Annotated in this window: 20 protein-coding genes and 2 tRNA genes; 8 read left to right on the top strand and 14 right to left on the bottom strand. The window is 54.8% G+C overall.

Going from position 1 to position 23,871, the window contains the following annotated elements:
• Positions 1-41: 41 nt before the first annotated feature.
• Positions 42-929, top strand: a complete 888-nt coding sequence (map, locus tag A3L08_RS05515) for a type II methionyl aminopeptidase (RefSeq protein WP_088854064.1) — start codon at positions 42-44, stop codon at positions 927-929.
• Positions 930-1,070: 141 nt separating this feature from the next.
• Here the strand turns inward: map and A3L08_RS05510 are convergent.
• Positions 1,071-1,156 (bottom strand) — tRNA-Ser (locus A3L08_RS05510).
• A gap of 135 nt (positions 1,157-1,291) precedes the next feature.
• Between A3L08_RS05510 and A3L08_RS05505 the strand changes: the two genes are divergently transcribed.
• Positions 1,292-2,467, top strand: a complete 1,176-nt coding sequence (locus tag A3L08_RS05505) for a CBS domain-containing protein (RefSeq protein ID WP_088854063.1) — start codon at positions 1,292-1,294, stop codon at positions 2,465-2,467.
• A gap of 4 nt (positions 2,468-2,471) precedes the next feature.
• Here A3L08_RS05505 and A3L08_RS05500 read toward each other — a convergent pair whose 3' ends face one another.
• Genes A3L08_RS05500 through A3L08_RS05490 form a run of 3 tightly spaced genes read right to left on the bottom strand, consistent with a single transcriptional unit; the run spans position 2,472 to position 5,643 of the window.
• Positions 2,472-3,575 carry a DUF835 domain-containing protein gene (locus A3L08_RS05500; protein ID WP_088854062.1) on the bottom strand — a complete coding sequence of 368 codons (1,104 nt, stop codon included), beginning with the start codon at positions 3,573-3,575 and terminating at the stop codon, positions 2,472-2,474.
• On the bottom strand, positions 3,572-4,831 hold the full coding sequence (glmU, locus tag A3L08_RS05495) for a bifunctional sugar-1-phosphate nucleotidylyltransferase/acetyltransferase (protein WP_088854061.1): 1,260 nt from the start codon (positions 4,829-4,831) through the stop codon (positions 3,572-3,574). Before glmU ends, A3L08_RS05500 begins: the two co-directional genes overlap by 4 nt.
• Positions 4,828-5,643 (bottom strand): undecaprenyl-diphosphate phosphatase, encoded by an 816-nt coding sequence (locus A3L08_RS05490; protein WP_088854060.1) that lies wholly within the window; start codon positions 5,641-5,643, stop codon positions 4,828-4,830. The genes glmU and A3L08_RS05490 overlap by 4 nt, the downstream gene beginning before the upstream one ends.
• A gap of 56 nt (positions 5,644-5,699) precedes the next feature.
• Here A3L08_RS05490 and A3L08_RS05485 point away from each other — a divergent pair, with 56 nt between their 5' ends.
• From A3L08_RS05485 to A3L08_RS05475, 3 genes are all read left to right on the top strand, one after another.
• Positions 5,700-6,506: an MBL fold metallo-hydrolase gene (locus tag A3L08_RS05485; RefSeq protein WP_088854059.1), complete on the top strand. Its 807-nt coding sequence runs from the start codon at positions 5,700-5,702 to the stop codon at positions 6,504-6,506.
• A 61-nt stretch (positions 6,507-6,567) separates the two neighbouring features.
• Positions 6,568-7,644 carry an NOG1 family protein gene (locus tag A3L08_RS05480; protein ID WP_088854058.1) on the top strand — a complete coding sequence of 359 codons (1,077 nt, stop codon included), beginning with the start codon at positions 6,568-6,570 and terminating at the stop codon, positions 7,642-7,644.
• 167 nt (positions 7,645-7,811) lie between these two features.
• A complete protein-coding gene (locus tag A3L08_RS05475; protein ID WP_232461671.1) occupies positions 7,812-8,726 on the top strand; it encodes a zinc ribbon domain-containing protein in 915 nt (304 codons plus the stop codon).
• 5 nt (positions 8,727-8,731) lie between these two features.
• Here the strand turns inward: A3L08_RS05475 and A3L08_RS05470 are convergent, their stop codons facing one another.
• Positions 8,732-9,124: a 30S ribosomal protein S8e gene (locus A3L08_RS05470; RefSeq protein WP_088854056.1), complete on the bottom strand. Its 393-nt coding sequence runs from the start codon at positions 9,122-9,124 to the stop codon at positions 8,732-8,734.
• 129 nt (positions 9,125-9,253) lie between these two features.
• On the opposite strand from A3L08_RS05470, the gene A3L08_RS05465 reads away from it, so the two are divergent.
• Positions 9,254-10,144: a DUF2189 domain-containing protein gene (locus A3L08_RS05465; protein WP_088854055.1), complete on the top strand. Its 891-nt coding sequence runs from the start codon at positions 9,254-9,256 to the stop codon at positions 10,142-10,144.
• A 2-nt stretch (positions 10,145-10,146) separates the two neighbouring features.
• On the opposite strand, the gene pyrG is transcribed toward A3L08_RS05465, so the two are convergent.
• Positions 10,147-11,748 carry a glutamine hydrolyzing CTP synthase gene (pyrG, locus tag A3L08_RS05460; RefSeq protein ID WP_088854054.1) on the bottom strand — a complete coding sequence of 534 codons (1,602 nt, stop codon included), beginning with the start codon at positions 11,746-11,748 and terminating at the stop codon, positions 10,147-10,149.
• A gap of 114 nt (positions 11,749-11,862) precedes the next feature.
• Between pyrG and A3L08_RS05455 the strand changes: the two genes are divergently transcribed.
• Positions 11,863-12,786, top strand: coding sequence for a hypothetical protein (locus A3L08_RS05455; RefSeq protein WP_088854053.1), 924 nt, complete (start codon positions 11,863-11,865; stop codon positions 12,784-12,786).
• Here A3L08_RS05455 and A3L08_RS05450 read toward each other — a convergent pair whose 3' ends face one another.
• The 8 genes from A3L08_RS05450 to A3L08_RS05415 all read right to left on the bottom strand — a co-directional run bounded on the left by A3L08_RS05450 (position 12,787) and on the right by A3L08_RS05415 (position 22,648).
• Positions 12,787-13,167, bottom strand: a complete 381-nt coding sequence (locus tag A3L08_RS05450; RefSeq protein WP_088854052.1) for a DUF555 domain-containing protein — start codon at positions 13,165-13,167, stop codon at positions 12,787-12,789.
• Between the two features lie 10 nt (positions 13,168-13,177).
• Positions 13,178-13,465, bottom strand: coding sequence for a DUF357 domain-containing protein (locus tag A3L08_RS05445; RefSeq protein WP_088854051.1), 288 nt, complete (start codon positions 13,463-13,465; stop codon positions 13,178-13,180).
• A gap of 233 nt (positions 13,466-13,698) precedes the next feature.
• Positions 13,699-13,786: transfer RNA gene (locus A3L08_RS05440), tRNA-Leu, on the bottom strand.
• A gap of 91 nt (positions 13,787-13,877) precedes the next feature.
• Positions 13,878-14,546 (bottom strand): uracil phosphoribosyltransferase, encoded by a 669-nt coding sequence (gene upp / locus A3L08_RS05435; RefSeq protein WP_088854050.1) that lies wholly within the window; start codon positions 14,544-14,546, stop codon positions 13,878-13,880.
• 69 nt (positions 14,547-14,615) lie between these two features.
• A complete protein-coding gene (locus tag A3L08_RS05430; protein WP_088854049.1) occupies positions 14,616-16,037 on the bottom strand; it encodes an MATE family efflux transporter in 1,422 nt (473 codons plus the stop codon).
• A 43-nt stretch (positions 16,038-16,080) separates the two neighbouring features.
• Complete coding sequence (locus tag A3L08_RS05425; RefSeq protein ID WP_088854048.1) at positions 16,081-17,490, bottom strand: MATE family efflux transporter; 1,410 nt, start codon at positions 17,488-17,490, stop codon at positions 16,081-16,083.
• A gap of 134 nt (positions 17,491-17,624) precedes the next feature.
• A complete protein-coding gene (gene ppsA / locus A3L08_RS05420; protein ID WP_088854047.1) occupies positions 17,625-19,976 on the bottom strand; it encodes a phosphoenolpyruvate synthase in 2,352 nt (783 codons plus the stop codon).
• 212 nt (positions 19,977-20,188) lie between these two features.
• The gene (locus A3L08_RS05415; RefSeq protein ID WP_088854046.1) at positions 20,189-22,648 is read right to left on the bottom strand and encodes a glycosyltransferase family 39 protein; all 2,460 of its coding nucleotides are present in this window, start codon (positions 22,646-22,648) and stop codon (positions 20,189-20,191) included.
• 56 nt (positions 22,649-22,704) lie between these two features.
• On the opposite strand from A3L08_RS05415, the gene A3L08_RS05410 reads away from it, so the two are divergent.
• Positions 22,705-23,754 (top strand): hypothetical protein, encoded by a 1,050-nt coding sequence (locus A3L08_RS05410; RefSeq protein WP_088854045.1) that lies wholly within the window; start codon positions 22,705-22,707, stop codon positions 23,752-23,754.
• Positions 23,755-23,871: the final 117 nt, after the last annotated feature.

The following is a 23,871-nucleotide window of genomic DNA, read 5'->3' as shown; positions in this document are numbered from 1 at the left end:
GTTTAAGGGAACCGGCGCTTTCCCCGTTATGGTGATAAGAAGTGGACGAAAGGGAGGCGCTGATAAAGGCCGGCGAGATAGCCAGGCAGGTCAAGAAGGAAGTGGTCGACCTGATCAAACCCGGAGCAAAGCTGTACGACATCGCGGAGTTCGTCGAAAGGCGCATAGTCGAACTCGGGGGAAAACCAGCCTTCCCATGCAACCTCTCGATAAACGAGATAGCGGCTCACTACACGCCATATAAGGGGGACGAGAGCGTCCTTAAGGAGGGGGACTACCTGAAGGTCGACCTGGGAGTCCACGTAGACGGCTACGTGGCCGACACCGCGCTCACCTTCCGCGTTGGAATGGAGGAAGACGAGCTGATGGAAGCGGCAAAGCAGGCCCTCGAGGACGCAATAGCCACCGTCAGGGCAGGGGTTAGGATAAGTGAGATTGGAAAGGCCATAGAGGAAGCCATACGTGGAAAGGGGTTCAATCCGATAGTGAACCTCAGCGGCCACAAGATAGAGCGCTACAAGCTCCACGCCGGGGTAAGCATACCCAACGTCTACCGCCCCAACGACACCTACGAGCTGAAGGAGGGCGACGTCATAGCGATAGAGCCCTTCGCGACCACCGGGGCCGGGCAGGTTATAGAGGTTCCACCGGCGCTTATTTTCATGTACGTGCGCGACAGGCCCGTCAGGATGGCCCAGGCAAGGAGACTGCTCATGCACATCAAGAGGGAGTACAACACGCTGCCTTTCGCCTACCGCTGGCTCCAGGGTTTCATGCCGGAGGGACAGCTCAAGCTTGCCCTGGCACAGCTGGACAGAGTTGGGGCCATATACAGCTACCCGATACTCAGGGAAGTCCGCGGAGGGATGGTGGCGCAGTTCGAGCACACAGTCATAGTCGAGAAGGACGGGGCTTACGTCACCACCTGAGTTTCCTCTTCTTCCTTATAGGGTTCGTAGCCAAGAAGCATACAGTCTACGATGCAAAATAGCTGGTTTTGTTTTAGATTAATCCCCGCTCGGCAAACGGAAGGGGGAAGGAGGGTAGGAAACCCTCTCGGGCTCGGCAGATGGCGCCGGGGCAGGGATTTGAACCCTGGTGCGCAGAGCGCACGGGATCTCGAGTCCCGCGCCTTCCCAGGCTAGGCTACCCCGGCGCGGTTTTGAGTTCCCGCTCCGGTTTTATAAATCTTTCCGCGAAAAATTTATTAACATCGATTAACTAAAAGTCTCCGGGTTGCAAAGGTTTAAATTAGTGAGTGCCTTAATAAGAATGAAAAGGAGGTGGCAGCATGGTCGGTATTCTTGTGCAGGAGGTTATGACCGACAGGTTCCAGAAGATAGACATCGACGCCCCGCTTTCTGAGGCGATCGGAATATTCGAGAAGGAAGACCCTGACCTGATTCTCGTGTTCGATGGGAACCTGTACAAAGGAGTCCTGACCCAGGACCTGATAATTAGATCCCACCTCAAGTGGGATCCAACGAAGGCGAAAGTTAGGGACGTTTACAAACCTGCCCCCGTTATCAAGCCCGATGAGGACCTCAGCAAGGCTGCCAAGCTCATGATGGAGGTTGACCTGCGCTCCCTCCCGGTTGGGGAAAGCAAGGCTGAAATCATCGGTGTTATAAGCGATATAGAGCTTCTCAAGAGGGTCTCAGAGGGAGACTTCGGAAAGAGGAAGATAGAGGAGTTCATGACCAAGGACGTGATAACCCTCAAGCCGGACGACACCGTCGCCAAGGCCTTCGCCACGATGCGCGACCATGCCATATCGAGGATACCCATCGTAAACGAGGCGGGCAAGCTCGAGGGACTGGTGACCCTCCACGACCTCATCATAAGGTTCATCAAGCCGCGCTTTAAGGCGCAGGCCGGCGAAGTGGCTGGAGAGAAGATACCCCCCTTCAGCATGAAGCTCCGCGACGTTATGATAAGGGGTGTCATAACTATTCTTCCCGACGCAAAGGTCAGGGAAGCCGTTGCCACAATGAAGGACAACGACATCGACGGACTGGTGGTGGTCAACGAGGACAACAGGGTCGTGGGGATCTTAACCGTCAAGGATTTACTCCTGCCAATATCAAGGATGGTCGAGAAGGAGGCGCGCTTCTACCTCCAGCTCGGCGGAGACGCGGAGATACTCAGCGACTTCACCAGGGAGAGAATAATCGAGGACGTCAGGCGCTTCGTCGACGGCTACGAGGACCTGCTCGGCCAGGAGGGCATAATCTACCTCTACATAAGGCGCTTCCCCGAGAAGTTCAGGGGAGTGCACCTCTACCAAGCCAGGATGAGAGTTGTGACCGACAGGGGAGTGTTCGTAGCCACAGGTGAAACCTGGGGTGCAATCCAGGCTGTCCACGACGCCCTCAGGGCCATAGAGAGACAGCTTCTCCAGAAGGCGGAGCTCGAGAAGGACACCCACTACTACAAGAGGTTTATAGAAAAGATGGGCCTCATGTGAGGCCTTATTCGCCAAACTCCCTTTCTATTATCTTCCTCTGTCTTTCTGTGAGAGTGTCTGGGTTGATAACGAGTATCAGCGTCCCGCCCGAGCTTATAACCCTGTCCTTGACGTTGAGCAGGAACTTGACCGCGTTCTCAAAGCTGTTTTCCAGCATCAGGTACTCAAAGGCGTCTATGTAAACCACGTGATATCCCTGGCTCACTGCCTTTGCTATGAGGTCCGTGAGGATGTCTATCCTTGTCGGGCTTGTGGCGTAGACCGTTGGCGACTCACTCAGCTTGCCCTCTGCGGAGCGGGTTATCCAGAACACTAGCGTCTCGGGATGAGCCCGCTGGGAAAGCTCCTTGATATCCTCCCTTGTGACTAAAACGGTTCCGGGCTTTGCGTAGAACTCTCCGAACTTGGAGAGAACTTCTTCCTTGGAGCGGAGCATGAAAGCACCTGGCTTTATGTCAAGCTCTGTCTCGGAAGTTACAGGACTTACGGGATAGAACACGAACTTAAGGGCTCCAATTGCGGCGATAAACCTGAATACTGCCCCTAAGAGGAACCCTATCGGTGCAAACCAGTCGATGAACCTCGCAATGGGATAGATTAAGTTGAGTGCACCAAGGAGAATAAGCCCCCACGGGAATAGCTTTTCAATCCAGTGCGACGAGACCACGTAGTTCAGGAGCACCCTCCCAAAGTAGATGGAGGCCAGCCCGAATAGTAAAGAGGGGACTGAGGCACGGATAGAGGGGCTCTCTATGAGGTCAGTTGCGAGCAGGAAGATCCAGACGTATGCCACAACCGTTACGCCTGAGATGTAGAGGACGTGCTTCAGCTTACTACTGCCGTATTTGAGATGGATTGCGCCCCAGACGAGGAGTATCGCAATGAAGAAGTTGGGGATTGTTGAAGCCACTTCATATGCGCGGGAATTAATGGTCATCCCAAGCGGGCCGAGGACGTAGTCCTCTATGTCCATCACATCGATGAAGAAGGCGGTGGTGAGGAGTGCCCACCCCTTCTCCCTCGTCTGGTAGGCTTTGTGGAGAACGGCTATAAAGAGTGCCCACCTGGAGATGATGTTGAGGTATGCGATTATTGTGTCCCACGTCATCTCGTGCGCACCTCCTTCTCCTGTTTGACGATAAGCAGGCTCTTTGGAGGAACGTTCCTGTCAACTATTGCGCCAGGCCCTATGAAGGAACCGCTGCCTATCTTCCTTCCAGGATAGATGCTCACGTTTATGCCTATCTTAACTCCGTGGCCGATTATCGCCCCGAGCTTGTGCCTCCCGCTGTCCTCGAGCTTTCCTTTGATTTCAACCCTGACGTTGCCCCTGTCGTGCCGTAAGTTTGCTGTTATCGTTCCGGCACCGAGGTTTGAGTTCTCGCCGATTATGGAGTCGCCCACGTAGTTGAGGTGCGGCGCGTTGGAATTGTCCATTATTATGGAGTTCTTTATTTCCACAGCGTTGCCGACATGGCAGTTATCGCCTATGCTCGTGTAGGGCCTTATGAAGCAGTTCGGCCCTATGCGTGAGTTCTTCCCTATCTTGACGGGACCGATTATGTAGGCCCCACTCCTGACTACCGTCCCCTCACCTATCTCCACAGGCGGGACTATCGTTGCCCCTTCCTCGACTATGCCTCTTATTGAATGCCTCAGCTTGGTCTTGAGCAGGTACTCGTTGAGCTCGAGCAGGTTCCAGGGACGGCCTATGTCGTTCCAGTAACCTGAGTAGGGGGCATACACAACGGTTTTCCCCTCCTCAATCATGAGATTGAGGGTGTCGGTTATCTCGTACTCCCCGCGCTCGCTCAGGGGAGTTTTCTCGATGAACTCGAACACTTCTGGCCTGAAGATGTAGACCCCAAGGTTGGCGTAGCCGGAAACCCTCCCCGGCTTCTCAAGAACGGCTTTAACACGGTTCCCTTCAACCTCTATCTTGCCGAATTGGCTCAGGTCGTCGAACTCCTTGACGAGCAAAGCCGCATCGGCCTTCTCCTTCCTGAAGGTTGAGACAAGCTCCTTAACGCCGTCTATCTCAAAGTATATGTCCCCGTTGACTGCGATGAACTCCTCGTCCCCAACGCTTCCCTTCGCGGACTCTATCGCCTTTGCCGTCCCTTTTCCTGGCAGCTGCTCCACGTAGGTTATCGGCTTCCCGTTGAACTCGTCGCCCAGGGCCTTTATCAGCTTCTCCTTCTCGTAGCGGACTACGACTATGAACTCGTCCACAAACGGGTCGAGGTTCTCAAGCACGTAATCGATTATAGGTCTGTTGGCGACCTTCAGTATGACCTTCGGCCTGTCGTCCGTGAGCGGACGGAGCCTTTCACCTTTACCCGCGGCAAGAATAACCCCCTTCAAATTATCACCCCCATCAGGCAGACGATGATGGACACCGAACCGAACAGGACGAGGAACGTCTCTCTCCCCAAGGCCTCGGCGGCCTTAAGCAGGGCCCTCATTGTGAGGATGCTCGTGATGAAGGATGCCACGAACGCTGTGAAGAGCAGGGACACCGGAAGCTCCGGGCTCCCGCCACCCATAAAAAGGAGTTTCATGGTTAGGTAGATTGGGGCAACGACGAAGGTGAGCTCCAGGGCCTTTTTTATATTGATGCCAGTGCTTGAAAGCCCCAGGAGAACAAGCCCCACGTTGGAGATGCCCCCGATGAGGGCAACCCCCTGAGCTACCCCCGATATAAGGGCGTCGATGAGGGTGGTGTCCTCCTCGTCCTCCCTTACCCGCTCTTCAACATCTTCAAGGGGCGCTCTGAGGTGCTTCCAGTATATCACCCCCACAACCACCAGCCCGGCGCCTATGACGGCGTTTACCAGATCGGAGGTTCTGGGGCCCAGGGAACCCCCCAGTCCACGGGCGAGGGGATATCCCACGAGCACGGTGAATATCGCGGCGTAGACAAAATACTTGATGGTGGAGCTGAAGCGACCTACGAGGGCTTTCTGGGTGTCCGGACCTATCAGATCCTTGAAGTAGAAAAGAACCGCGAAGATAACCCCCATGTAGGAGGGGACGAGGTAATCACCGTACACAGGAGCTACAGCCTCGAGCAGGCGTGAGACGGCGTACCCGCCGGACCCTATGGGAAACCACGACGTCAGGGCCACGATGATTCCAGAGATTAGGGGCGAAATATAATCCAGAGATGCTACCATGGTAACCACAAAAGGATTTTAACGAGCTGGAACATAAACTTTTCGAGGGATTTTGGATGAAGCTAACCATCCTATATGAGAACCACTCTGGCTTTAAGAAGGGCCTTCTCGGAGGACATGGCTTCTCAGCCCTGGTGGAACTGGACGGAGTTAATGTGCTCGTTGACACCGGGACAGATGGGAGGGTTCTCCTCAGCAACATGGGGGAGCTTGGAGTCGGGCCTGGAGACATCGACTACGTCTTCATAACCCACGGTCACTACGACCACACCGGCGGGCTGAAGGACTTCCTCAAGGCAAGGGGAAGGCCGGTTAAGGTCATCGCACACCCGGAAATCTTCAGGCGTAGGGTGGCCCTCAAGCCGCACAGGAGGGAGATTGGAATACCCTTCACCAAAGAGGAGCTTGAAGAACTTGGGGCGGAGTTCGTTTTAAACGGGAAGCCCTTCGAGTTTGCACCTGGCCTCTGGAGCTCGGGCGAGATAGCGAGGCGCACGTGGGACAGGGCTGTGGGATACGTTGAAGAGGAGGAGAGGCTCGTGAAGGACGCCGTCCCGGATGACATGACGCTGATAGTAGACCTTGGTGAAAAGGTCGCCGTGGTCACTGGGTGCGGGCACTCAGGTGTCCTCAACATAGCCTGGCACGCAGAAGACGTCGCCGGGAAGCCGGTTAAGGCCCTTATAGGGGGGTTCCACCTCATAGGGGCCAAGAGAGATATCCTGGACGAAGTGGCAGAGGAGATAGATGCAGAGAAGCTCTACGCCGGCCACTGCACGGGCGTTGACTCCTACGCATACCTGAAGGCAAAGCTCGGAGAGAGAGTGGAGCACCTCCACGTGGGAAAGACCATCGAGTTTTAGCGAACCTTTAAATACCCGGCCGAAAAGCTAAGCATCGCGAGAGAAAGGAGAGGTGAGAGAGATGAAGAACCCTTTCGAAAAGATGCCGACGGTTCTTACCGCTGACGAGCTCATCGACAAGGCGTTCAGAAGGGCGGAGAAGGCCGCCTCAGCCCTCACACCCAAAGGGGGACCAAGGGCCAAGGCGAGGGAGAGGGAGGAGCTTCGCGTTAGAACAGTTTCCAACGTCGTAAGGGATAACCTCAGAAAGCTCCTTGACAGAACGCCCGGTGTTTCAGAACTGCCTGAGTTCTACCGCGAGCTTGTGGACACTCTGGTCGACAGGGACCAGTTCCACCGCTCCCTTGGAAGGGTCAACTGGGCAATAAAAACGATACGGGAGCTTGAAAAGCGCCACGTCGAGAAGATACGCTATCTTAGGGACCCAGCTGAGATAGCCAAGGTCAGGAGAAGCTTCTACGGCCGCGTCGCGGATGTCATAAAGAGCATCGCCGATGACCTCGAGTACCTCAACCAGGCGAGGAATGTGCTGAAGGATCTTCCAGTTGTCGATTTAGAGCTTCCCACTGTGGTCATAGCAGGCCACCCGAACGTGGGCAAGAGCACTCTCCTGAGGGCATTGACCAACGCGAAGCCCGAGGTGGCGAGCTACCCCTTCACCACCAAGGGCATAAACGTCGGCCAGTTTGAGGAGCACCACCTCAAGTACCAGGTCATAGACACACCTGGCCTTCTTGACAGGCCGCTCAGCGAGAGGAACGAGGTGGAGAGGCAGGCGATACTCGCTTTGAAGCACCTCGGAAAGGTCATCGTCTACATCTTCGACCCCAGCGAGTACTGCGGCTACCCGATAGAGGAGCAGATCCACCTCTTCGAGGAGATCCACCGCGAGTTCGGGGAGTTTCCGTTCATAGTGGTGCTCAACAAGGTGGACATTGCAGACGAGGAGAAGATAAAGGCAATCGAGGAGTTCGTTATGGCCAAGGGCCTCGAACCGCTGAGGATTTCGGCGCTCAACGGCGAGGGGCTTGATGAACTAAAGCGGCGCGTCGTCGAATTGGTTAAGCCGATGGTCGAGGAACAGGCGAGGAAGATCATGGAGCGGGAACTCAGGAAGTACAGGGAAGAGGAGTTTTGAGCCCCTCACACTTTCGCCCCACCAATTCTTCCTATTTTCGCGCTTCCACCCTTTTCACAAGGCCTGTTGCAGCATACTCCCTCTTGCAGGTTTCATAACGTGCCAAAAATGTGACGTAAAGGTTCCCGTCGGAGGGGTTATATACTTTGAGCACGTATTCTTATTAGGTGAGACATGTGGAATACTCTAGGATTGAGAAGATACTTGCGAGTTTATTCGTTGCGTTTCTCCTCGTGGCTAGCATCAACTTCCTCCGCGAGCTTGAGAACGTCCCTCTGAGGCCGGATTATGGGTACTATCAGGAGAAATATGGGATACCTGACCTTTACGAGAACCAGAGCCGCCTGGCGAAGCTCGAGAAGGAGCTCTTCCAGGTCTACAAGGGGACGGAGTCCAACCTGACGGAGGCAGAGAGGCTCTACCTCTTCAGGAGGGAGGAATACCGGGTGGCACTGGAGAGCGGGAACGTTACGGGGGAGAAGCTTAAACAGCTGGAGGATGAATATTTGACTGCAAAGGAATCCTACGAGATGGCCTACCGCAGGTACCTCGGTGCGAAAAGTGCCTACGAGAAAGTCCATTCTCAGCTCGAGGAGTTCAACTCCAGAATCCGGGAGCTGGAAATCAAGGCGAACGGAGAGTACAACCGCGCGTATCAGGCATACAGGCTCAAGGTTCTGATCCTGAAGCTGACCTTCGTCTTGTCCCTCTTTGCCGCGTCTCTGCTGCTCCTCAGGAGGTACAAGAACATCTATACGTCATCGTTTGTCACGTACTCCTCCCTGCTCCTGCTCTACCTGATACTGTCCGCAATATGGGACACAGTACACACCATAGGCCTGAGCCTCTTCGGGGCCCTCGCGACGTTTGCCGCCCTCTACTACATCAGGAGGGAATACTTCAGGCCGGAGAGGGTCTACAAGAGGAGAATCGCCCAGGGAAGATGCTACAACTGTGGCTTTCCCGTAAAAGATGACTACCTCTACTGTCCGAACTGTGGTGCAAAGTTGAAAGAAAAATGTGAACACTGCGGGGCCCTAAAGCCCATCCATCTCGAGTTCTGCCCATACTGTGGGCGGTAGCACCATCAGGCGCTCTCTTCCTTTATGAGAACGGCGTTGACAACTCCGTCCTGACCCGGCCTGCTGGTGACGATAGCTTTGCCGGCCTCGGTCTCGATTATGGCGCCCTTGGTGATTATGTTTCTCCTGACGTACTGCCTGTTGGCCGGGTTTTCAACGACGTTAAGGATCTTGACCTTCTTGCCCTTTCCGCCATCGAAGACGTTGGCGTAGAGGGCCTCAACGAGGCGGACCTTCCTGTTGCCGCCGTAGGTCCTGATTATCTTCTTCTTTTCCCTGTCCTCGCCAACCTTCGTGAAGGCCGGCTCCCTGCCAAGCTCGTACTTCCTCTTTTTCCTCGCGAGGATAATCCTTCCGCCTGAGGGCTTCTTAAGTGATCTTCCCTGCCAGATGGCCATTCTTCTCACCTCATGAGATTGACATCAGTTTTACAACCTATCGCCACTTTCGGGAGTCCGTTTATAAGCTTTTCTAGAGGCATCCAAAAAGATTTTAAACCTTTCAGCTTTACTCTCACGGGTGGTGTGATGGGAGCGGTTGACGCCTTCGTAAAAACTTTCTCGCTTATACTGGCGAACAAAAAGCTCTACCTGCTGGCGCTCATACTCACACTCATACTGGCCCCAATGGGAGCCTACCTCGTCCCTAACGAGATACCCTTCGAGCAGAACCAGACGTCTATACAGAAGGGCAGTGTCATCGTGGAGGAATACGGGAGCCTCCTAAACGAGGACGAGATGGACGTTTTCCTCCAGCTCATGAAGGGCCTGGCAGTGTACCTGCTCATCTCGATAGTCCTGAGCTCGATCTTTGAGTACAGCGTTGCCAAGGGGGCACTCGCCTATCTGGCGGGGGAGGAGAGGGCCCTAAGAGACCTCATCCTGGACGGCGTGAGGCACTTCCCCGGCGTGTTCGTGATAAACGTGGTCTACTCACTCATCGCCTTTACGTTCATCGGGATTGCCTTCATCCCGATTGTGGCGGGAGTCCTGACCCTTCCCGTAGGCGGGGTTCTCATCCTCGTTGGAATTGTCCTTCTGATTCTCATCGGAGCGCTCGTTACTTCCCTGTCCGCCCTCGCGATACCTCTCTACGCTGACAGAGGCAGCATTGGGGCAGCCTTCGAGGCGTTCGGGCTGGTATTCAGAAACGTACTTTCGAGCATGGGCTTCGGCCTTCTGGTGTGGGTCGGAATCTTTGGAATAGCAATGGTATCCGCGCCGATAGCGTTCATAACCGAGCTGTTCCTCACCTCAGACGCGGGGACCTACGTCTCGGCACTCCTCCAAGCCCCGTTCAACGCCCTCCTCTCCACGTTCATCTGGGTCGCTGGGGTTGCGTTCTACAGAGAACTGCAGAGAATGGAAGAACTGAAAAAAGTGGACGAAGAGCTGGCCGAGCTTGGAATGGACTTCTGACGTCAGCTCTCGTACTTCTTCTCTTTTACCGCTTTTACCAAGCCCCTGAAAACTGGGGCAGGGTTCATCGGCCTCGACTTGAATTCTGGATGGAACTGGGTCGCTATGAAGTAGCTGTGCTCTGGAAGTTCCAGTATCTCCATCCTCCTGCCGTCGTCGCCGGCTATTCCGCTGAACACCAGCCCAGCCTTCTCAAACTGCTCTATGTACTCCGGGTTTACTTCCCAGCGGTGCCTGTGGCGCTCGTAGACTATCTCCCTGCCGTAGAGTTCCCTCGCAAGGGTGTTGGGCTTTATGTGAACAGGATAAGCACCGAGGCGCATCGTTCCACCAAGCCTGTCCAGATCGCGCTGCTCGGGCATTAAATCCACAACCGGGTAAGGCGTCTGCGGGTCTATCTCCGTTGAGTGCGCACCCTTGAGTCCGAGGACGTTCCTAGCGAACTCGACGACGGTGAGCTGGAAGCCGAAGCATATGCCGAGGAACGGAATGTCGTTCTCGCGGGCGTATCTCACTGCCATCATCTTGCCCTCTGTGCCGCGCGCACCGAAACCACCGGGGACGATGATCCCATCGACGCCCTCGAGGAGCTTTGTTCCAGCTTTTTCAAGCTCCTCAGCCTCTATCCAGCGGATCTTCACCTTCACGCCGTTGGCGACGCTGGAGTGCTTTAACGCTTCCTTTATGCTCAGGTAGGAGTCCGCTAACTTGACGTACTTACCGACAATGGCGATCTCAACCGTGTCCTCAAGGTTCTTGTACTTCTCAACCATCTCGCGCCATGCTTCGAGTTCGGGCTCCTTCTCCGGGAGGCCGAGTCTCTTGGTGAGGTACTTAGCGAGTCCCTCCTTCTCCAGCATGAGGGGAACCTCGTAGGTGTCCTCGACGTCGTAGGCGCTGATAACCGCCTCGTCTGGGACGTTGGTGAAGAGGCTTATCTTGAGCCTCGCGGACTCTTCAAGCGGCTCCTCGGAGCGCGCGACTATTGCGTCCGGCTGGATTCCGAGGGAGCGCAGCTCCTTGACGCTGTGCTGGGTTGGCTTGGTCTTCTGCTCGCCCACAACGCGGAGCTTGGGCACGTAGGTGACGTGGACGAAGGCGACGTTTTCCCTGCCCTCTTCTATCTGCATCTGCCTCGCCGCCTCAAGGAAAGGCATGCTCTCGATGTCGCCGACGGTTCCGCCTATCTCCACCACAACGACGTCGTAGTCCCTTGCTATTCTCCTGATGCGCTCCTTTATCTCGTTGGTGATGTGCGGGATGACCTGAACGGTGGCGCCGAGATACTCGCCTTTCCTCTCCTTCTCGATGACGGCGGAGTAGACCTTGCCAGTGGTTATGTTGTGGTCGAAGCTCAGGCTGGTATCCAGAAAGCGCTCGTAGTTTCCGAGGTCGAGGTCAACCTCGCCGCCGTCGTCGAGGACGAAGACCTCACCGTGCTGGTAGGGGTTCATCGTCCCGGCGTCGTAGTTGATGTAGGGGTCGATTTTGATGTTCGTCGTTCTAAATCCGCGCGCCTTCATGAGCATTCCGAGGGAGGCGCTCGTTATTCCCTTTCCGAGGCCGCTGACCACACCACCCGTGACGAAGATGAACTTTGCCATGGCAAAACCTCCAGGGGTTATGTCGTTCCTTGATTGGCGAATGCTTAAAAGCTTTGTCGAAAGCGCGGGGAAAAGCTTAAATGGATTCAACAACACACCACAAAGCGATGTAACATGGAGACTCATGAGGTTGAGTTGGGACAAACGCTCAGGAGTAAGAAACTGCTGGCCCTCCTGCTGATCTCGGTGCTTCTCACCTACGCCGTTCCTTTCCCGTTCATCGCAGGATTTCTCGAGGACTACGGGAAGATAAAGGAGATCAAAAAGCAAATGGAAGAGGAAAATGAAGCGATAGTATGCCACACCGTTTACGATACCGATCCGGAGTTCTTTGGCAGCCAGGGTATGGAGTGCAGCGATGAAAACTACCGCCCCAACGAGTCCACAGTCTCATGCTGCGGCATGAGCGTCTACCGCGACACGTACCAGGAGTACCTGAGGGCCAGGGAAGACCTTGGGAAGGAGCTGCCGAAGTTCGTCCTCTTCGTGGTCTGGGTCTTTCTCTCGCTGCTGGCATTCAGCTACGCCCTGGTCGAAGGCGCGGTGAGCATCACCAATGGCGGTGAAGTGTCCCTCAAGAGATCCATCCTCTCAGGCTTCCGTGCTCTCCCTGCCTTGGTCGCATCGGAGTTCGTGATGTTCGTTGCCATCATTGCAGTGCTGATCCTGCTGGCCGTCCCGATGGCGATACTCGGGCCCCTCGGCGGAATACTGGTGGTGATCCTGACGGCGCCGGCGTTTGCCCTTGTGATACCGGTATACTACTTTGAGCGCAAGATCGGGCCAGTGGGGGAGATATGGAGGATCTTCAAGAACAACACAGGCGGCTACCTCGTCCTCGGCCTCCTTGCAGGGATAGTGGATCTCCTGGTGGCCTTCCAGTACGAATACTACTTCGGGATCGGGACGCTCCTGATAATGCTGGCCATTGGGATACCAAGATATGTCCTCAACAGCGTTGGGGCGCTGGTCGTATATTTGGATGGTGTAGAGACCCTGGAACGGGAAGAAAAGCGGGGGATAGAGTGGGAAGTCTGATCACTCCCCCAGCTCGACGCCGTCTCCCTCGTCTTCCTCGGTCAGCTCCCTTATCTCGTAGACCTTGAGGGGGACCTTCTTGAGGGCCTTGCCTATGACCGCTTTAGCTATCCTTTCGGCGTGCTCCACAGTTTGAGCGTTGTAGACCTTTATGGTCAGATACATGCCCACGAGCCCGACCGATCCAATAACGAAGGCGCTCTCGAAGTGGGCCCCGCAGACGGGGCACTGGGAGTAGCCTATTTCAACCCTCACAAAGTCGAGCTTCTCCTTGTTGAGCGCCTTTGCGACCTTGGAAACGGCGACGTTTATCGCATCCTCGCTCGTTTCAACGTCCCTCACTATTATCGGCGCCTCCAAAACGACGACGTAGTCTCCCATCTTTCTCACCTCAGCCGAAGGCAAAAAGTCGGTCATCCTCTCCCCTGAAAACTCCGAGTCTTACGCCCGCATCGATAAAGCCGTGGGCGTAGTTCAGCGCCGCGAACGCTGTGACGTAGTCGCCCTTCTCGTAGTAATATTTGGCGTCCTCAAAATAGCTCTTCGCCATCGTCAGAAAATCCTGTGCGGCGACCCAGAGCAGGCTTTTCTCATGAACCGCAACCTCAAGGGTTCTCAGAGCCTCTTCTGTGATTCTAAAGTACTTCTGGAGCTTTTCCTCGGTTATCTCCCGCCCCACCGGTCTCGCCTCACGAGTGGTTGGGATGCTGTCTTATAAACCTTATCCTGTGGCTTTGCAGGGCAAAGTTCCATCAAACAAACTTTGCTCCACAAAGTTTGATTAAAGAGTGCCCTTCCCCATGAAAGAGCAAAAGGTCAGTCGTGATGTGTTCAAGGAGAAAGTGTCAGGGAGTTTAACACATTTAATTAGACTCTATCTTCCGCCAGCGCTCTCGTCAGAAAGGGCTATAATGGTGCGGGGGAGGGGATTTGAACCCCTGAACCCCTGCGGGAGTGGATCTTGAGTCCACCGCCTTTGACCAGGCTCGGCAACCCCCGCGTGGAGGGCTCGAGAATAATAAATCCCGGCGAGCTTATAAATTTAACGTGTCCCAAGGATAAACGCCACCAGAAAATGATAGAAACGAGAATCAGAGCTTCACCGGTGCCCCAAAGGCCCTATCGCCGGCGTCACCGAGGCCCGGAAGTATGTAGCCCTTTTCGTTCAGCTCCCTGTCTATAGCCGCCACGAAAATCTGGACGTCCGGGTGGGCCTCCTTTATCCTGCTTATTCCCTCTGGGGCCGCTAAAACGCCCACTACAACGTAGCGCTTGGCCCTCCCGTAGCGCTTGACCTCTTCGAGAACCTTAATGAGAGTCGAGCCCGTTGCTATCATCGGGTCGGCGACTATAACAGTGTCTTCCGGCTTTATCTCTGGAATCTTAACGTAATTCATCTCTATCTCGAACTTCGGTGCCTTTCCGCGCGAGGCGGAGACGATGCCGACGCGCGCGTGGTCGAGAACCTTGATAAGGCCCTCCATTAACGGTATCGCAGCGCGGAGAACGGTTATTATGACAACGTTTCGCCTGTCCTTTACGAGAACCCCCTCCGTCTCCTCGAGGGGTGTCTTCACAGGAACCTTCTCAACCTCCATCGTTTTCGTCAGCTCGTAGGCCATGTACCTTCCCAGCTTTACAAGGCCTTTCCTGAAGGCTATTGGCCCCGTTCTCTCGTCGCGAAGCTCAGTCAGAATCTCCATGATGAACGGGCTGTCCTCGAAGGAGTAGACACCTTCCCAGCGTTCGTCTCTCTTCATGAGTCTCACCGGCAGAACTTCGGCGGAGGGTTTATTAGACTTCCGCCTGCCAATTTCGCCATCAATGTATCACTTTTTTGATTCATCTTCGATAATGCGCCTCATCCAGGTTCCACGCATGAACCATGCTAGAGCCACCAGCGCCGCCAGAAAGTTGCTCATGCCCATCCCGAAGAATACGCCTTTGCTCGTGAAGCCGAAAAGCTTCGCCAGTGGTATCGTGAGGCCGAGCACCGTTATAGCACCGACGTAGCCGAAGGCGTAGCTAAGCGGAATCCTGAGGCCCCAGAGGCGCAGCATGCTGAGGAACATGCTCTTCTTTGTGTGGCCTGCTGAGCTAAAGGTCCTCGTGACTACGACGAATATCCCGTTGAAGAAGGGCACGGAGATGAGGAAGTACTTGAGCACGTACTCACTCTGGGCTATAACCGCTGGGTCGTCGAGGAAGACCCTGAAAACGGGAACCCGGAAGAGGCCGATAACAACTATCGCAAAGCTCGCTATGAGGAAGTTAATCACCATTGCCCTCTCAGCTATTTTCTTGGCCCTCCCGTAGTTTTCGGCCCCAACGTTCTGGGCTATCATCGTCCCCATGGCCATGCTAACGCCCCTCGCTATGCTCGTTATGAAGTTGACGAGGCGGGTGGTTATGGTGTAGGCAGCGTAAACCACGTCGCCGTAGCCGTAGATGATCCTTGTGAGGACGACGAAGCCGAAGCTGTCCGCTGACTGGCCAACGGCCGACGGAAGGCCAACGTGGAATATCTTCCTGTAAAACCCGAAATCAGGCTTCATGGTCTCGCGCGTGAGGTGCAGGCCGGCCTTCCCGCTTGTCAGAATCTTCGCGCCGATTATGGCTCCAGTGCCGTTTGAGAGAACCGTGGCAATCGCCGCTCCCTCAACGCCGAGCCCAAGGACGAATATGAAAATCGGGTCGAGGACTATGTTCATCCCAACGGTAAGCATGCTTATCTTTACGGGCGTCTTTGTATCTCCAGAAGCCCTCATGAGGGCAGAGAACGCCATGAAGGAGAATGACAGTGGTACGCCGGCGAAGACCACCTGCGCGTAGGCCTTTGCGTATGGGTAGACGTTGGGTGTGACCTTCATGAAGCGGAGCGCGTAGGGGAGGATGGCCAGGCTTATTATGGCGGTTGCCGTGGAGAAGAGGAGCATGAGCGAGTAGAGCGCTCCAGCGGAGCGGTTGGCCCTTTCGTAGTTCCCCGCGCCTATGTACTGGCCGACGAGGGCAAAGCCGGCCGTTGCAAAGCCCATGCCGAGGGCCATTAGGGTTCCTATTATCGGCCAGCTGGTCCCAGGAGCGGCCAACGCCTCCCTCCCGAGCTTTCCAAGCCAGAATGTGTCCGTTATGTTGTAGAGAACCTGAACGAGGTTGTTGACGATTAGAGGATATGCTAACTTGAGGAGTGTCTTTTCAATGGGGCCGTTGAGTATTTCCTCGCGCATTCTGAGCAGTTTTCCGCGCTCCATCAGCACCACAGTTAGACAGTAGTCGAAATGCGCCAATAAAAAGCTACTCCTCGATTATTGCCTTCATCCAGCTTCCCCTCAGGAACCAAGCCAGGGCAACCACCGCCCCAATGACGTTGCTCAGGCCCATCCCAAGCCACATCCCGGCGGTGTCTCTCATCAGAACCCCGAGACCGTAGCTGAGCGGGAGCCTTATCCCCCAGAGCCTCACCATGCCGAGCACCATGCTCTTCTTTGTCTGTCCTGCGCTCTGAAAGACGTTGTTTACCGCTGCAAAGATCCCGAAGAAGGGCAGAGATGCCGAGAAGTACTTCACAACCTTGGCGCTCTCGGCTATGACGGCCGGGTCATTTATGAAGAACCTGAAGATGGGCACGCGGAAGAATATGAAGAGGAGCGTTCCAACGCCGAGTATCGTGAAGTTTATGACCATCGTCTTCTCGGCTATGGTTTTTGCCCTGTCATAGAGCTTCGCCCCTATGGCTTGACCAACCATAGTTCCCATGGCCATGCTGATTCCATCTGAGAAGGCGAACATGAAGTTCGTTAGGCGGTTGGTTATGCTGTATGTGGCAAAAGCAACGTCCTCGAAGTTGGGGATGCCGTGAGCCTGGCCGTAGAGCTTTCCGATTGTAAAGATAACCCTCGTCAGAATAACGAAGCCCAAAGCCGTTGTTGAGCTACCGATGCTCGCCGGAAGGCCGACGCGGAAGATGCGGGAGTAGAAGTTGAAATCCGGCTTCAGGGTCTCAGGGGTGATGTGAATTCCCACCTTACCCGTGAACAGAAGGTAGCCGCCTACTATGGAACCGGCCGTGTTGGAGAGCATCGTCGCTATCGCCGCTCCGACAACGCCGAGCTCTGGAAACGGCCCCCAGCCGAAGATGAATAAGGGGTCGAGGATTATGTTAAGGATTACCGTGGCGATGTTTATCTTGACCGGTGTCTTCGTATCTCCAACCGCCCTCAGCAGGAAGTTGAAGGCGAAGAGGGTGAAGGAGAAGGGTATCCCCCCGAATATGACCCTAGTGTAGCTGAGCGCGTAGGGGTAGATGGTATCGCTGACGTTCATCAGGTGGAGCAGTTGGGGGGCGAGAAGCACTCCGGTTATGCCAACTGCTGTGGCGAAGATGAGCATGAGGGAATAGAGCGCTCCAGCAGCGCGATTCGCCTTATCGTATTCCCTGGCACCGACGTACTGGCTCACGAAGGCGAAGCCAGCAGTTGCAAAGCCCATGCCTATACTCATAAAGAACCACACGAGGGGCCAGGCAGTTCCCGGGGCGGAAAGTTCAGTCCTGCCAAGTTTACCGAGCCAGAACGTGTCGGTGAGGTTGTAGAGGACCTGAACGAGCTGGTTGATTATCAGAGGGTATGCTAACAGGATGAGCGTTTTGACTATCGGGCCGTTGAGGATCTGCTCGCGCATGGCTTCAACTTTCTCGCTCCTCATTGAGACGGCTATCGAAACGTTGGTATAAAAAGTTTGTTGTGGATAAAAGAGCCAGCTACCAAGATGCAGTCCCATTATAACCAGAACAACGATACAGACTCAAAACGAAGTAGAAAAGAGGAAGCCGGAAGGCTTCACTCGAGGGCCTTCCTGGCGGCCTCGAGCCTGATCCTGGCCTCCTCCCTGGCGACGGTCTTCCTGACGAGCTCGACCGCGTCCGGGTTGGCGCTGACGCTGTCGATGCCGAGCCTGACGAGGAGCTTGACCATCTTCGGGTCGCTTCCGGCCTGGCCGCAGATGCTGGTCTCGACGCCGTACTTCTTGCAGGTCTTGATGACGTTCTCGATGAGCTTGAGCACTGCCGGGTGCTTCTCGTCGTAGAGCTTGAAGACGCGCTCGTTATCCCTGTCGATGGCGAGGGTGTACTGGGTGAGGTCGTTGGTGCCGAAGCTGACGAAGTCAAGGCCCTCCTTGATGAGGTCCTCGATGATGAGGGCACTGGCCGGGGTCTCGATCATGACACCCCACTCGACGTCCTTGTGCGGGACGAGGCCAACTGAGAGGGCTATCTCCTTGGCCTTCCTTATCTGCTCGGGGTGGCTGACGAGCGGGAGCATGACGCCTATGTTGTCGTAGCCCTCGTCGACGAGCCTCTTGATGGCCTTGAACTCGGCCCTGAGGAGCTCCGGCTGGTCGAGACCGCGCCTTATTCCGCGCCAGCCGAGCATCGGGTTCCTCTCTTCCGGCTCGTCCTCTCCGCCCGGAAGCTCGCGGAACTCGTTGGTCGGGGCATCGAGGGTCCTGTACCAGACACGCCTCGGGTAGAAGGCCTCGACGACCTTCCTGATGCCCTCGACGAGCTTCTCAACAAGCTCCTCCTCCTTGCCCTCCCTGATGAACTTGACCGGGTGGGCACCGATGCCGAGGATCATGTGCTCGGCCCTGAGGAGACCAACACCATCGGCGCCGGTGGCAGCTGCCCTCTCGGCAACCTCGGGCATTGAGACGTTGACCTTGACCTCGGTGGCGGTGACGAGCGGGGCACCGGCAACGACGACCTGGCCACCGGTTGCTTTCTCTTCCTCCTCCTTCTTAACGAGGCTCTTGACTATGCCCTCGTAGACGACACCCCTGGTACCGTCAACGGTGACGAGCATGCCGTCCTTGAGGACCTTGGTGGCCTCCTTGGTACCGACGACGGCCGGGATGCCAAGCTCCCTGCTAACGATGGCGGCGTGGCAGGTCCTTCCGCCCTCGTCGGTGACGATGGCGCTTGCCCTCTTCATGGCCGGAACCATGTCCGGGTTGGTCATGGTGGTGACGAGGACATCTCCTTCCTTGACCTTGTCAATCTCGCTGGCGTCGAATATGACGACGACCTTACCGGCACCAACGCCGGGTGAAGCTCCAAGACCCTTGAGAAGAACCTTCATCTCCTCGGTCATCTCAGCCTCCTCCGTCTTAACCTCATCCTTGAGCGTTGTTATCGGCCTGCTCTGGACGATGTAGAGCTTACCGTCGTCCTTGTCGTAGGCCCACTCGATGTCCTGCGGCCAGCCGTAGTGCTCCTCGATCTTGGCACCCATCTTGGCAACCTCTATGATCTGCTCGTCGGTGAGAACCTGCTTCTCGACGTATTCCGGCCCGAGGTAGTCGGCGACCTTAACGTAGACGGTACCCTTGCCGGTCTCCGGGTTGCGGACGACCATAACTTCCTTCTTGGCGATGTACTTCTCCTTTATCTTCCAGGTGCCCTTCTCGACAATGTACTCGTCCGGGGAAACGCTGCCGCTGACGACGGCCTCACCGAGACCCCAGGCGGCGTTGATCATGATCTCGCTCCTGTCGTTGGTGACCGGGTTGGCGGTGAACATAACACCGCTGGTCTCGCTGTTGACCATCTTCTGGACGACGGCTGAGAGGTAGACCTTGCTGTGGTCGAAGCCCTGCTTGGCCCTGTAGAAGGTAGCCCTGGCAGTCCAGAGGCTGGCCCAGCACTTCTTGACCTTGTCTATGACGTCGTCAACGCCGTAGACGTCGAGGTAGGTCTCCTGCTGGCCGGCAAAGGAAGCCTCCGGAAGGTCCTCGGCGGTAGCTGAGGAGCGAACCGCGACGTAAACGGCGTCCTTGTTGAACCTCTGGCTGAGCTTCTTGTAAGCGTCCTCTATCTCCTTGGCTATCTCGGGGAGCATCGGGAGCTCGATTATCTTCTGCCTGATCTTGGCGGTGTTCTCCTGAAGCTGCTTTGAGTCATCAACGTTGGTCTGGGCTATGATGTTCATAATCCAGTCCTGGAGGACGGTACCGTCTTCGAGCTTGACATTCTCGACGAAGTACTTGTAGGCCTCAGCGGTGACACAGAACCCGGGCGGAACGGGTATTCCCGCGTTGGTCATTTCTCCGAGGTTGGCACCCTTTCCACCAACGAGGGGAACGTCGTTCTTTCCAAGCTCCTCAAACCATCTTATAAACTTGTATTCGCTCATGCGAATCCCTCCACAATTGTTTACTGCGGGTGATATATCGGGGGACCACTTTTAAAATTAACTATCCAAGGCTGTTCTCTGGCGTACAGAAATGAAAAAGGAGTCGAATGTGCCCATTTAAAAACAAGGAGGGCATAACCCTCCCCAGCGTAAACGATAAACCCTTCTCTTTGAAAATCCTTCCGGTCCCAGGTGTTGGCGTTGGTAGAGGTTCACCCGAACTCAAGCAGGGGGTGGAGCTTCAGGAGGTCGTTTACCATCTCCAGGGCCCTGTCGCTCCCGTAGGCGTAGCTGAAATAGCGGTACATCGTGATGACCGAATCTAATGGGGAAGCTTCTTTGTTAGGGTCAAAGGTCTCGTGAATGAACTTGAGTGTGAGCTCCTCAGCATCTTTAAGGCCGGCAACGTGGTATATGTAGGCCATCTGGACGTAGGTTGAGCGGGAGAAGGCGTACTCGTACTTCTCGTCCTCCAATTTCCCGTCCTCTCCCTGCTGTTTTGCCAGCCACTCTGCGGCCTTTCTGACGGCGTTCAGAACGGTTTCATTGCCTGTTAGCTGGTAGTACCTGGCAAGGCTCGAAGCTATTGCAGTCGTCGTCCCAACATTATCGTTCCAGCTTCCGTCCCCCTTCTGCTCGCTAAGCGCTTTCTCCAGCACGTTCCTTTCGGTGGTGCGGTTCAGTATCCCAAATTCCCTGTAGAGTGGGAGTAGCATGGAGTTGACTAATGGGGAGCCCTTCTTGTCCTTGGGGGTCGTCATGAAGAAGTCCCCCTTCTGCCTCTCCCGGAGAAGGTCGAGGGCTCTTTCGCTTCCCTCAAAGCTACTCCCAATTAGAGGTTCGAGGGTATAGGCCGTGTAGAGGGTGTAGTCGTTCGGGGGAACGCCCCAGGGGAAGGCACCGTTGTTCATCTGCTTGTAATAAAGCCACCTGAGTAGCCAGTTTGCCCTCTCCTTGAATTCCTCTTCCCCTGTCTTCTGGTAGAGACGGGAGTACACGTCAAAGATCCACGCGTTGAGGTTGAAGTACGCCTTGTACTTGCTGTCGAAGTCTGCATAGTTGTAGCCGGTCCAGAACTTTTCCAGGAAGCCTACAAGCGGAGAGTAGTTGCCGCTGTAGTCGATGGGGAAGGGCTGCTCCATCTTTAGAGCTGGCTCCGGAATAAAGCGGTATATAACCGAATTTCCGTCGCAGAACTCGAGCTTGAAATGGGTGTCGTAGGCGGCGTACTCCATGAGGCCGTACCGAACGAGACCGTAGGAGTACCTTTTTCTGTCAACAAAGACGTAACTCACATTGTATTTTTTCATAAGATAATACACCCATTCCCTCTGGGATGAGCTGAACATGACCACATGATCGAAATAGGCTTTTGAGGCTTCCTTTACAGTTGGTGCCTCTCCGAAGAAACCCTGATAGACCTTTTTCCAGATTACAACGTCCTTTCTCTTAGTATTCCCAATCAGGAGGTATCCCATGTCCCACCAGACGAGTATGGTGGCATTCTCGGGGGTGTTCTGGGATATCCACTCATAAGCTTCCCTGTCGCTAACTGTGGGGGCCTCAACGTATTTGTACGCACCATAGAACCCCTGGACGACCGGCGAACTAAGGAGGAGGAGCACCACGATGGAGGTTGCCCATTTTTTCTGGGACGTCTTTCTTATCCACTCTGCCCCGAGCCCCTTAACGCCCTCGAAGGTTTTCCTGAGGAGCGAGCCTATCCTGGGAATTACCGTGTCTAGAATGTATTCTGAGGCCATAACCGAGAGGGGTATTGCTGCGTATGGATCGCGGAACCTGAAGGATACCCCCCCTGCCAGCATAAACGCCCATGCCCAGAGTGCGAAGCCGCGCCTTATCCTGTCGCTTTTCAGATAGTAGGGAGTCGCCAGTGAACCAAAGACGAGCTGAATAACCCCAATCCACTTGAAGTAACCGAGGAAGCTCACCTCACTCCTCTGGAGCCTCAGGGCGAGCTCACCGACGGTCGATTGGATGAACGACACCTGAGTGTAGACCATTATCCCGATCACCGCGAGAGCCAGGAAGTACTGGAGATTCCTTCTTATGAAACCCCACCAGTAGGAGACCATTACGAAGAAAGCTGCAAGAACGAAGAAGAGCCACCCCCTATGGGTTACCATGTAAACCAGAAAGACTACCCCAAAGAGGAGGAAGTTTGAGGGCTCCCTTGACTTCAGGAGCCTGAGGCCGAAGAGCATGCTAAGTGAGAAAAGGAACAGCCCCAGGTTCTCTGGAATGTACAGGCTCGTCCTGTATATAAAGTTAGGGGCAAAGGCCAGGAGGGTCGTAGCTAAAATTGCCCGGTTCCTGTCCCCGGTGAGCTCCTTAAACGCCAGATAGAACCCCAGAACTGCCAACGTGCCATAGAGGGCCGGCAGGACGAAGAATATGTAATCCGAGGGGAACACCCGGTAGAAAGCGGCTCCGATTATATGGAAGAGAGGGGGATAGCTGTAGGCCCTCAGGCCGAAAAGGGATAGAATGTCACGGGAGATTGAGCCGACCCCCTGGCTCGCTATCCTCAGGGTTATGTCGCGGTGGAGGTACTCATCGTAGGTTGCCAGGAGAAGTGTCCTGTGGGGAATGAGCCTGACGATGAAGGACAAGATGAGAATCATGGGTAGGTAAAGGCGTTCCTTATTCATTACGAGGACACCCCTCAAGTTTTTAAGCTCCTGTCTTGACATTGATTGGTGGTAAAGTGAGGGGGTTAAAAATCTTTAGCCTCGCTTTCTTCTCGTATCTTGGCCTTTCACTCTACGCTAACTATTTTGACGAGGGGCTCAGGGACACCATATACTCCCGGGGCTTTGAACTCTCGATGCTCGTCCTCGGGACTGTCTATGCCCTCGCCTTCTTCGCGGTCTTTGCCCTTGGTTACTCGGCGAAAATCGAGCTTCCTCCGGGTTTCTTGGCCGGGCTGTTCTTCCTTCTCTCCCTTAGCCGGCCGGTGGTTATAACCCCCGTGGCATTTATTGTTTTAGTGGCTTATAAAAAGGGGGTAAATCCCTTCAGGCTCTTTCCAGAAGAGTCCCTTTTAGTGTCACTGCTCATACCCCTGTCCCTCTATGTAATAGTTGGGATACCCCTTCGAGATAGATGTTTAAGATATGAACTTGTTGGTCCTTTGGTTCTTGCCGCGATACTAGCAGTTATTGGAATAGCTTATTCAAAGCTTTCGCTTCGATGGAAGACCCTCCTCCTGTTCGTGTATTCCTTCCTATTCTTCCTCGGCACCTTCCGCTCCCTGACACTCCTCGTTTTCCTGGCGTACTTCCTAACAGTCTACATAGGCTATCCTCAGCTTAGGAAGTGGCTTGTTCCTCTCAGCGTTTTTCCACTGGCTCTGGTCGTCGGAATGAGTGGTGGGTTGGAAGCCGTCTTCATTCGGGTAGGCTTCACTTTCCTGGTTTTCCACAACCTCGTTCGCCTTTCCCTCCCGTGGGGCCTTTTCCACGGCTCTCTCCTGCTGAGCAACAACCCACGGCATCTGGTGGCTTCCCTGTTTGACGGGCCGACCAACTACACGTACTTCTTCTTTGGCCAGCCGATAGCTGACTTTGGCCTGCTGGGGCTCTTTGAGGCGTTTCTCCTGGGAATGTTTCTTCGCGATAGTGAGAGGACTCCGGAAAGCCTGGTGACCGTTTTGTCACTAATGATTTATTCAATCGACCCGGGGGTCGATGCTTTCCTGCTGATGTTCATTGTGAGTACGCTTCTATTTCTGAGAATGGAGAGAAAGTCTGTTTGAAGTTTATTGCAAAAAACGTGATTTAATGTCCCAATATAGTCACTTAAGGTGGTACATAGGTATTATTGCTAAGTTTACCATACTCAAAGGCCGAAATATTTATATCGGTGTCCATTC

Origin of the sequence: Thermococcus pacificus (assembly GCF_002214485.1) — an archaeon.
GTDB lineage: Archaea > Methanobacteriota_B > Thermococci > Thermococcales > Thermococcaceae > Thermococcus > Thermococcus pacificus.
Note: the sequence above shows the minus strand (reverse complement) of the source record. Positions and strands in the feature narration are given on the sequence as shown.

What these genes read in the sequence shown, in the direction of transcription:
- A3L08_RS05505 (WP_088854063.1), top strand. Translation starts at nt 1,292, where the DNA reads ATGGTCGGTATTCTTGTGCAGGAGGTTATGACCGACAGGTTCCAGAAG.
- A3L08_RS05500 (WP_088854062.1), bottom strand. Translation starts at nt 3,575, where the DNA reads ATGACGTGGGACACAATAATCGCATACCTCAACATCATCTCCAGGTGG.
- A3L08_RS05490 (WP_088854060.1), bottom strand. Translation starts at nt 5,643, where the DNA reads ATGGTAGCATCTCTGGATTATATTTCGCCCCTAATCTCTGGAATCATC.
- A3L08_RS05485 (WP_088854059.1), top strand. Translation starts at nt 5,700, where the DNA reads ATGAAGCTAACCATCCTATATGAGAACCACTCTGGCTTTAAGAAGGGC.
- A3L08_RS05480 (WP_088854058.1), top strand. Translation starts at nt 6,568, where the DNA reads ATGAAGAACCCTTTCGAAAAGATGCCGACGGTTCTTACCGCTGACGAG.
- A3L08_RS05470 (WP_088854056.1), bottom strand. Translation starts at nt 9,124, where the DNA reads ATGGCCATCTGGCAGGGAAGATCACTTAAGAAGCCCTCAGGCGGAAGG.
- A3L08_RS05465 (WP_088854055.1), top strand. Translation starts at nt 9,254, where the DNA reads ATGGGAGCGGTTGACGCCTTCGTAAAAACTTTCTCGCTTATACTGGCG.
- pyrG (WP_088854054.1), bottom strand. Translation starts at nt 11,748, where the DNA reads ATGGCAAAGTTCATCTTCGTCACGGGTGGTGTGGTCAGCGGCCTCGGA.
- A3L08_RS05455 (WP_088854053.1), top strand. Translation starts at nt 11,863, where the DNA reads ATGGAGACTCATGAGGTTGAGTTGGGACAAACGCTCAGGAGTAAGAAA.
- A3L08_RS05450 (WP_088854052.1), bottom strand. Translation starts at nt 13,167, where the DNA reads ATGGGAGACTACGTCGTCGTTTTGGAGGCGCCGATAATAGTGAGGGAC.
- upp (WP_088854050.1), bottom strand. Translation starts at nt 14,546, where the DNA reads ATGAAGAGAGACGAACGCTGGGAAGGTGTCTACTCCTTCGAGGACAGC.
- A3L08_RS05430 (WP_088854049.1), bottom strand. Translation starts at nt 16,037, where the DNA reads ATGGAGCGCGGAAAACTGCTCAGAATGCGCGAGGAAATACTCAACGGC.
- A3L08_RS05425 (WP_088854048.1), bottom strand. Translation starts at nt 17,490, where the DNA reads ATGAGGAGCGAGAAAGTTGAAGCCATGCGCGAGCAGATCCTCAACGGC.
- ppsA (WP_088854047.1), bottom strand. Translation starts at nt 19,976, where the DNA reads ATGAGCGAATACAAGTTTATAAGATGGTTTGAGGAGCTTGGAAAGAAC.
- A3L08_RS05415 (WP_088854046.1), bottom strand. Translation starts at nt 22,648, where the DNA reads ATGAATAAGGAACGCCTTTACCTACCCATGATTCTCATCTTGTCCTTC.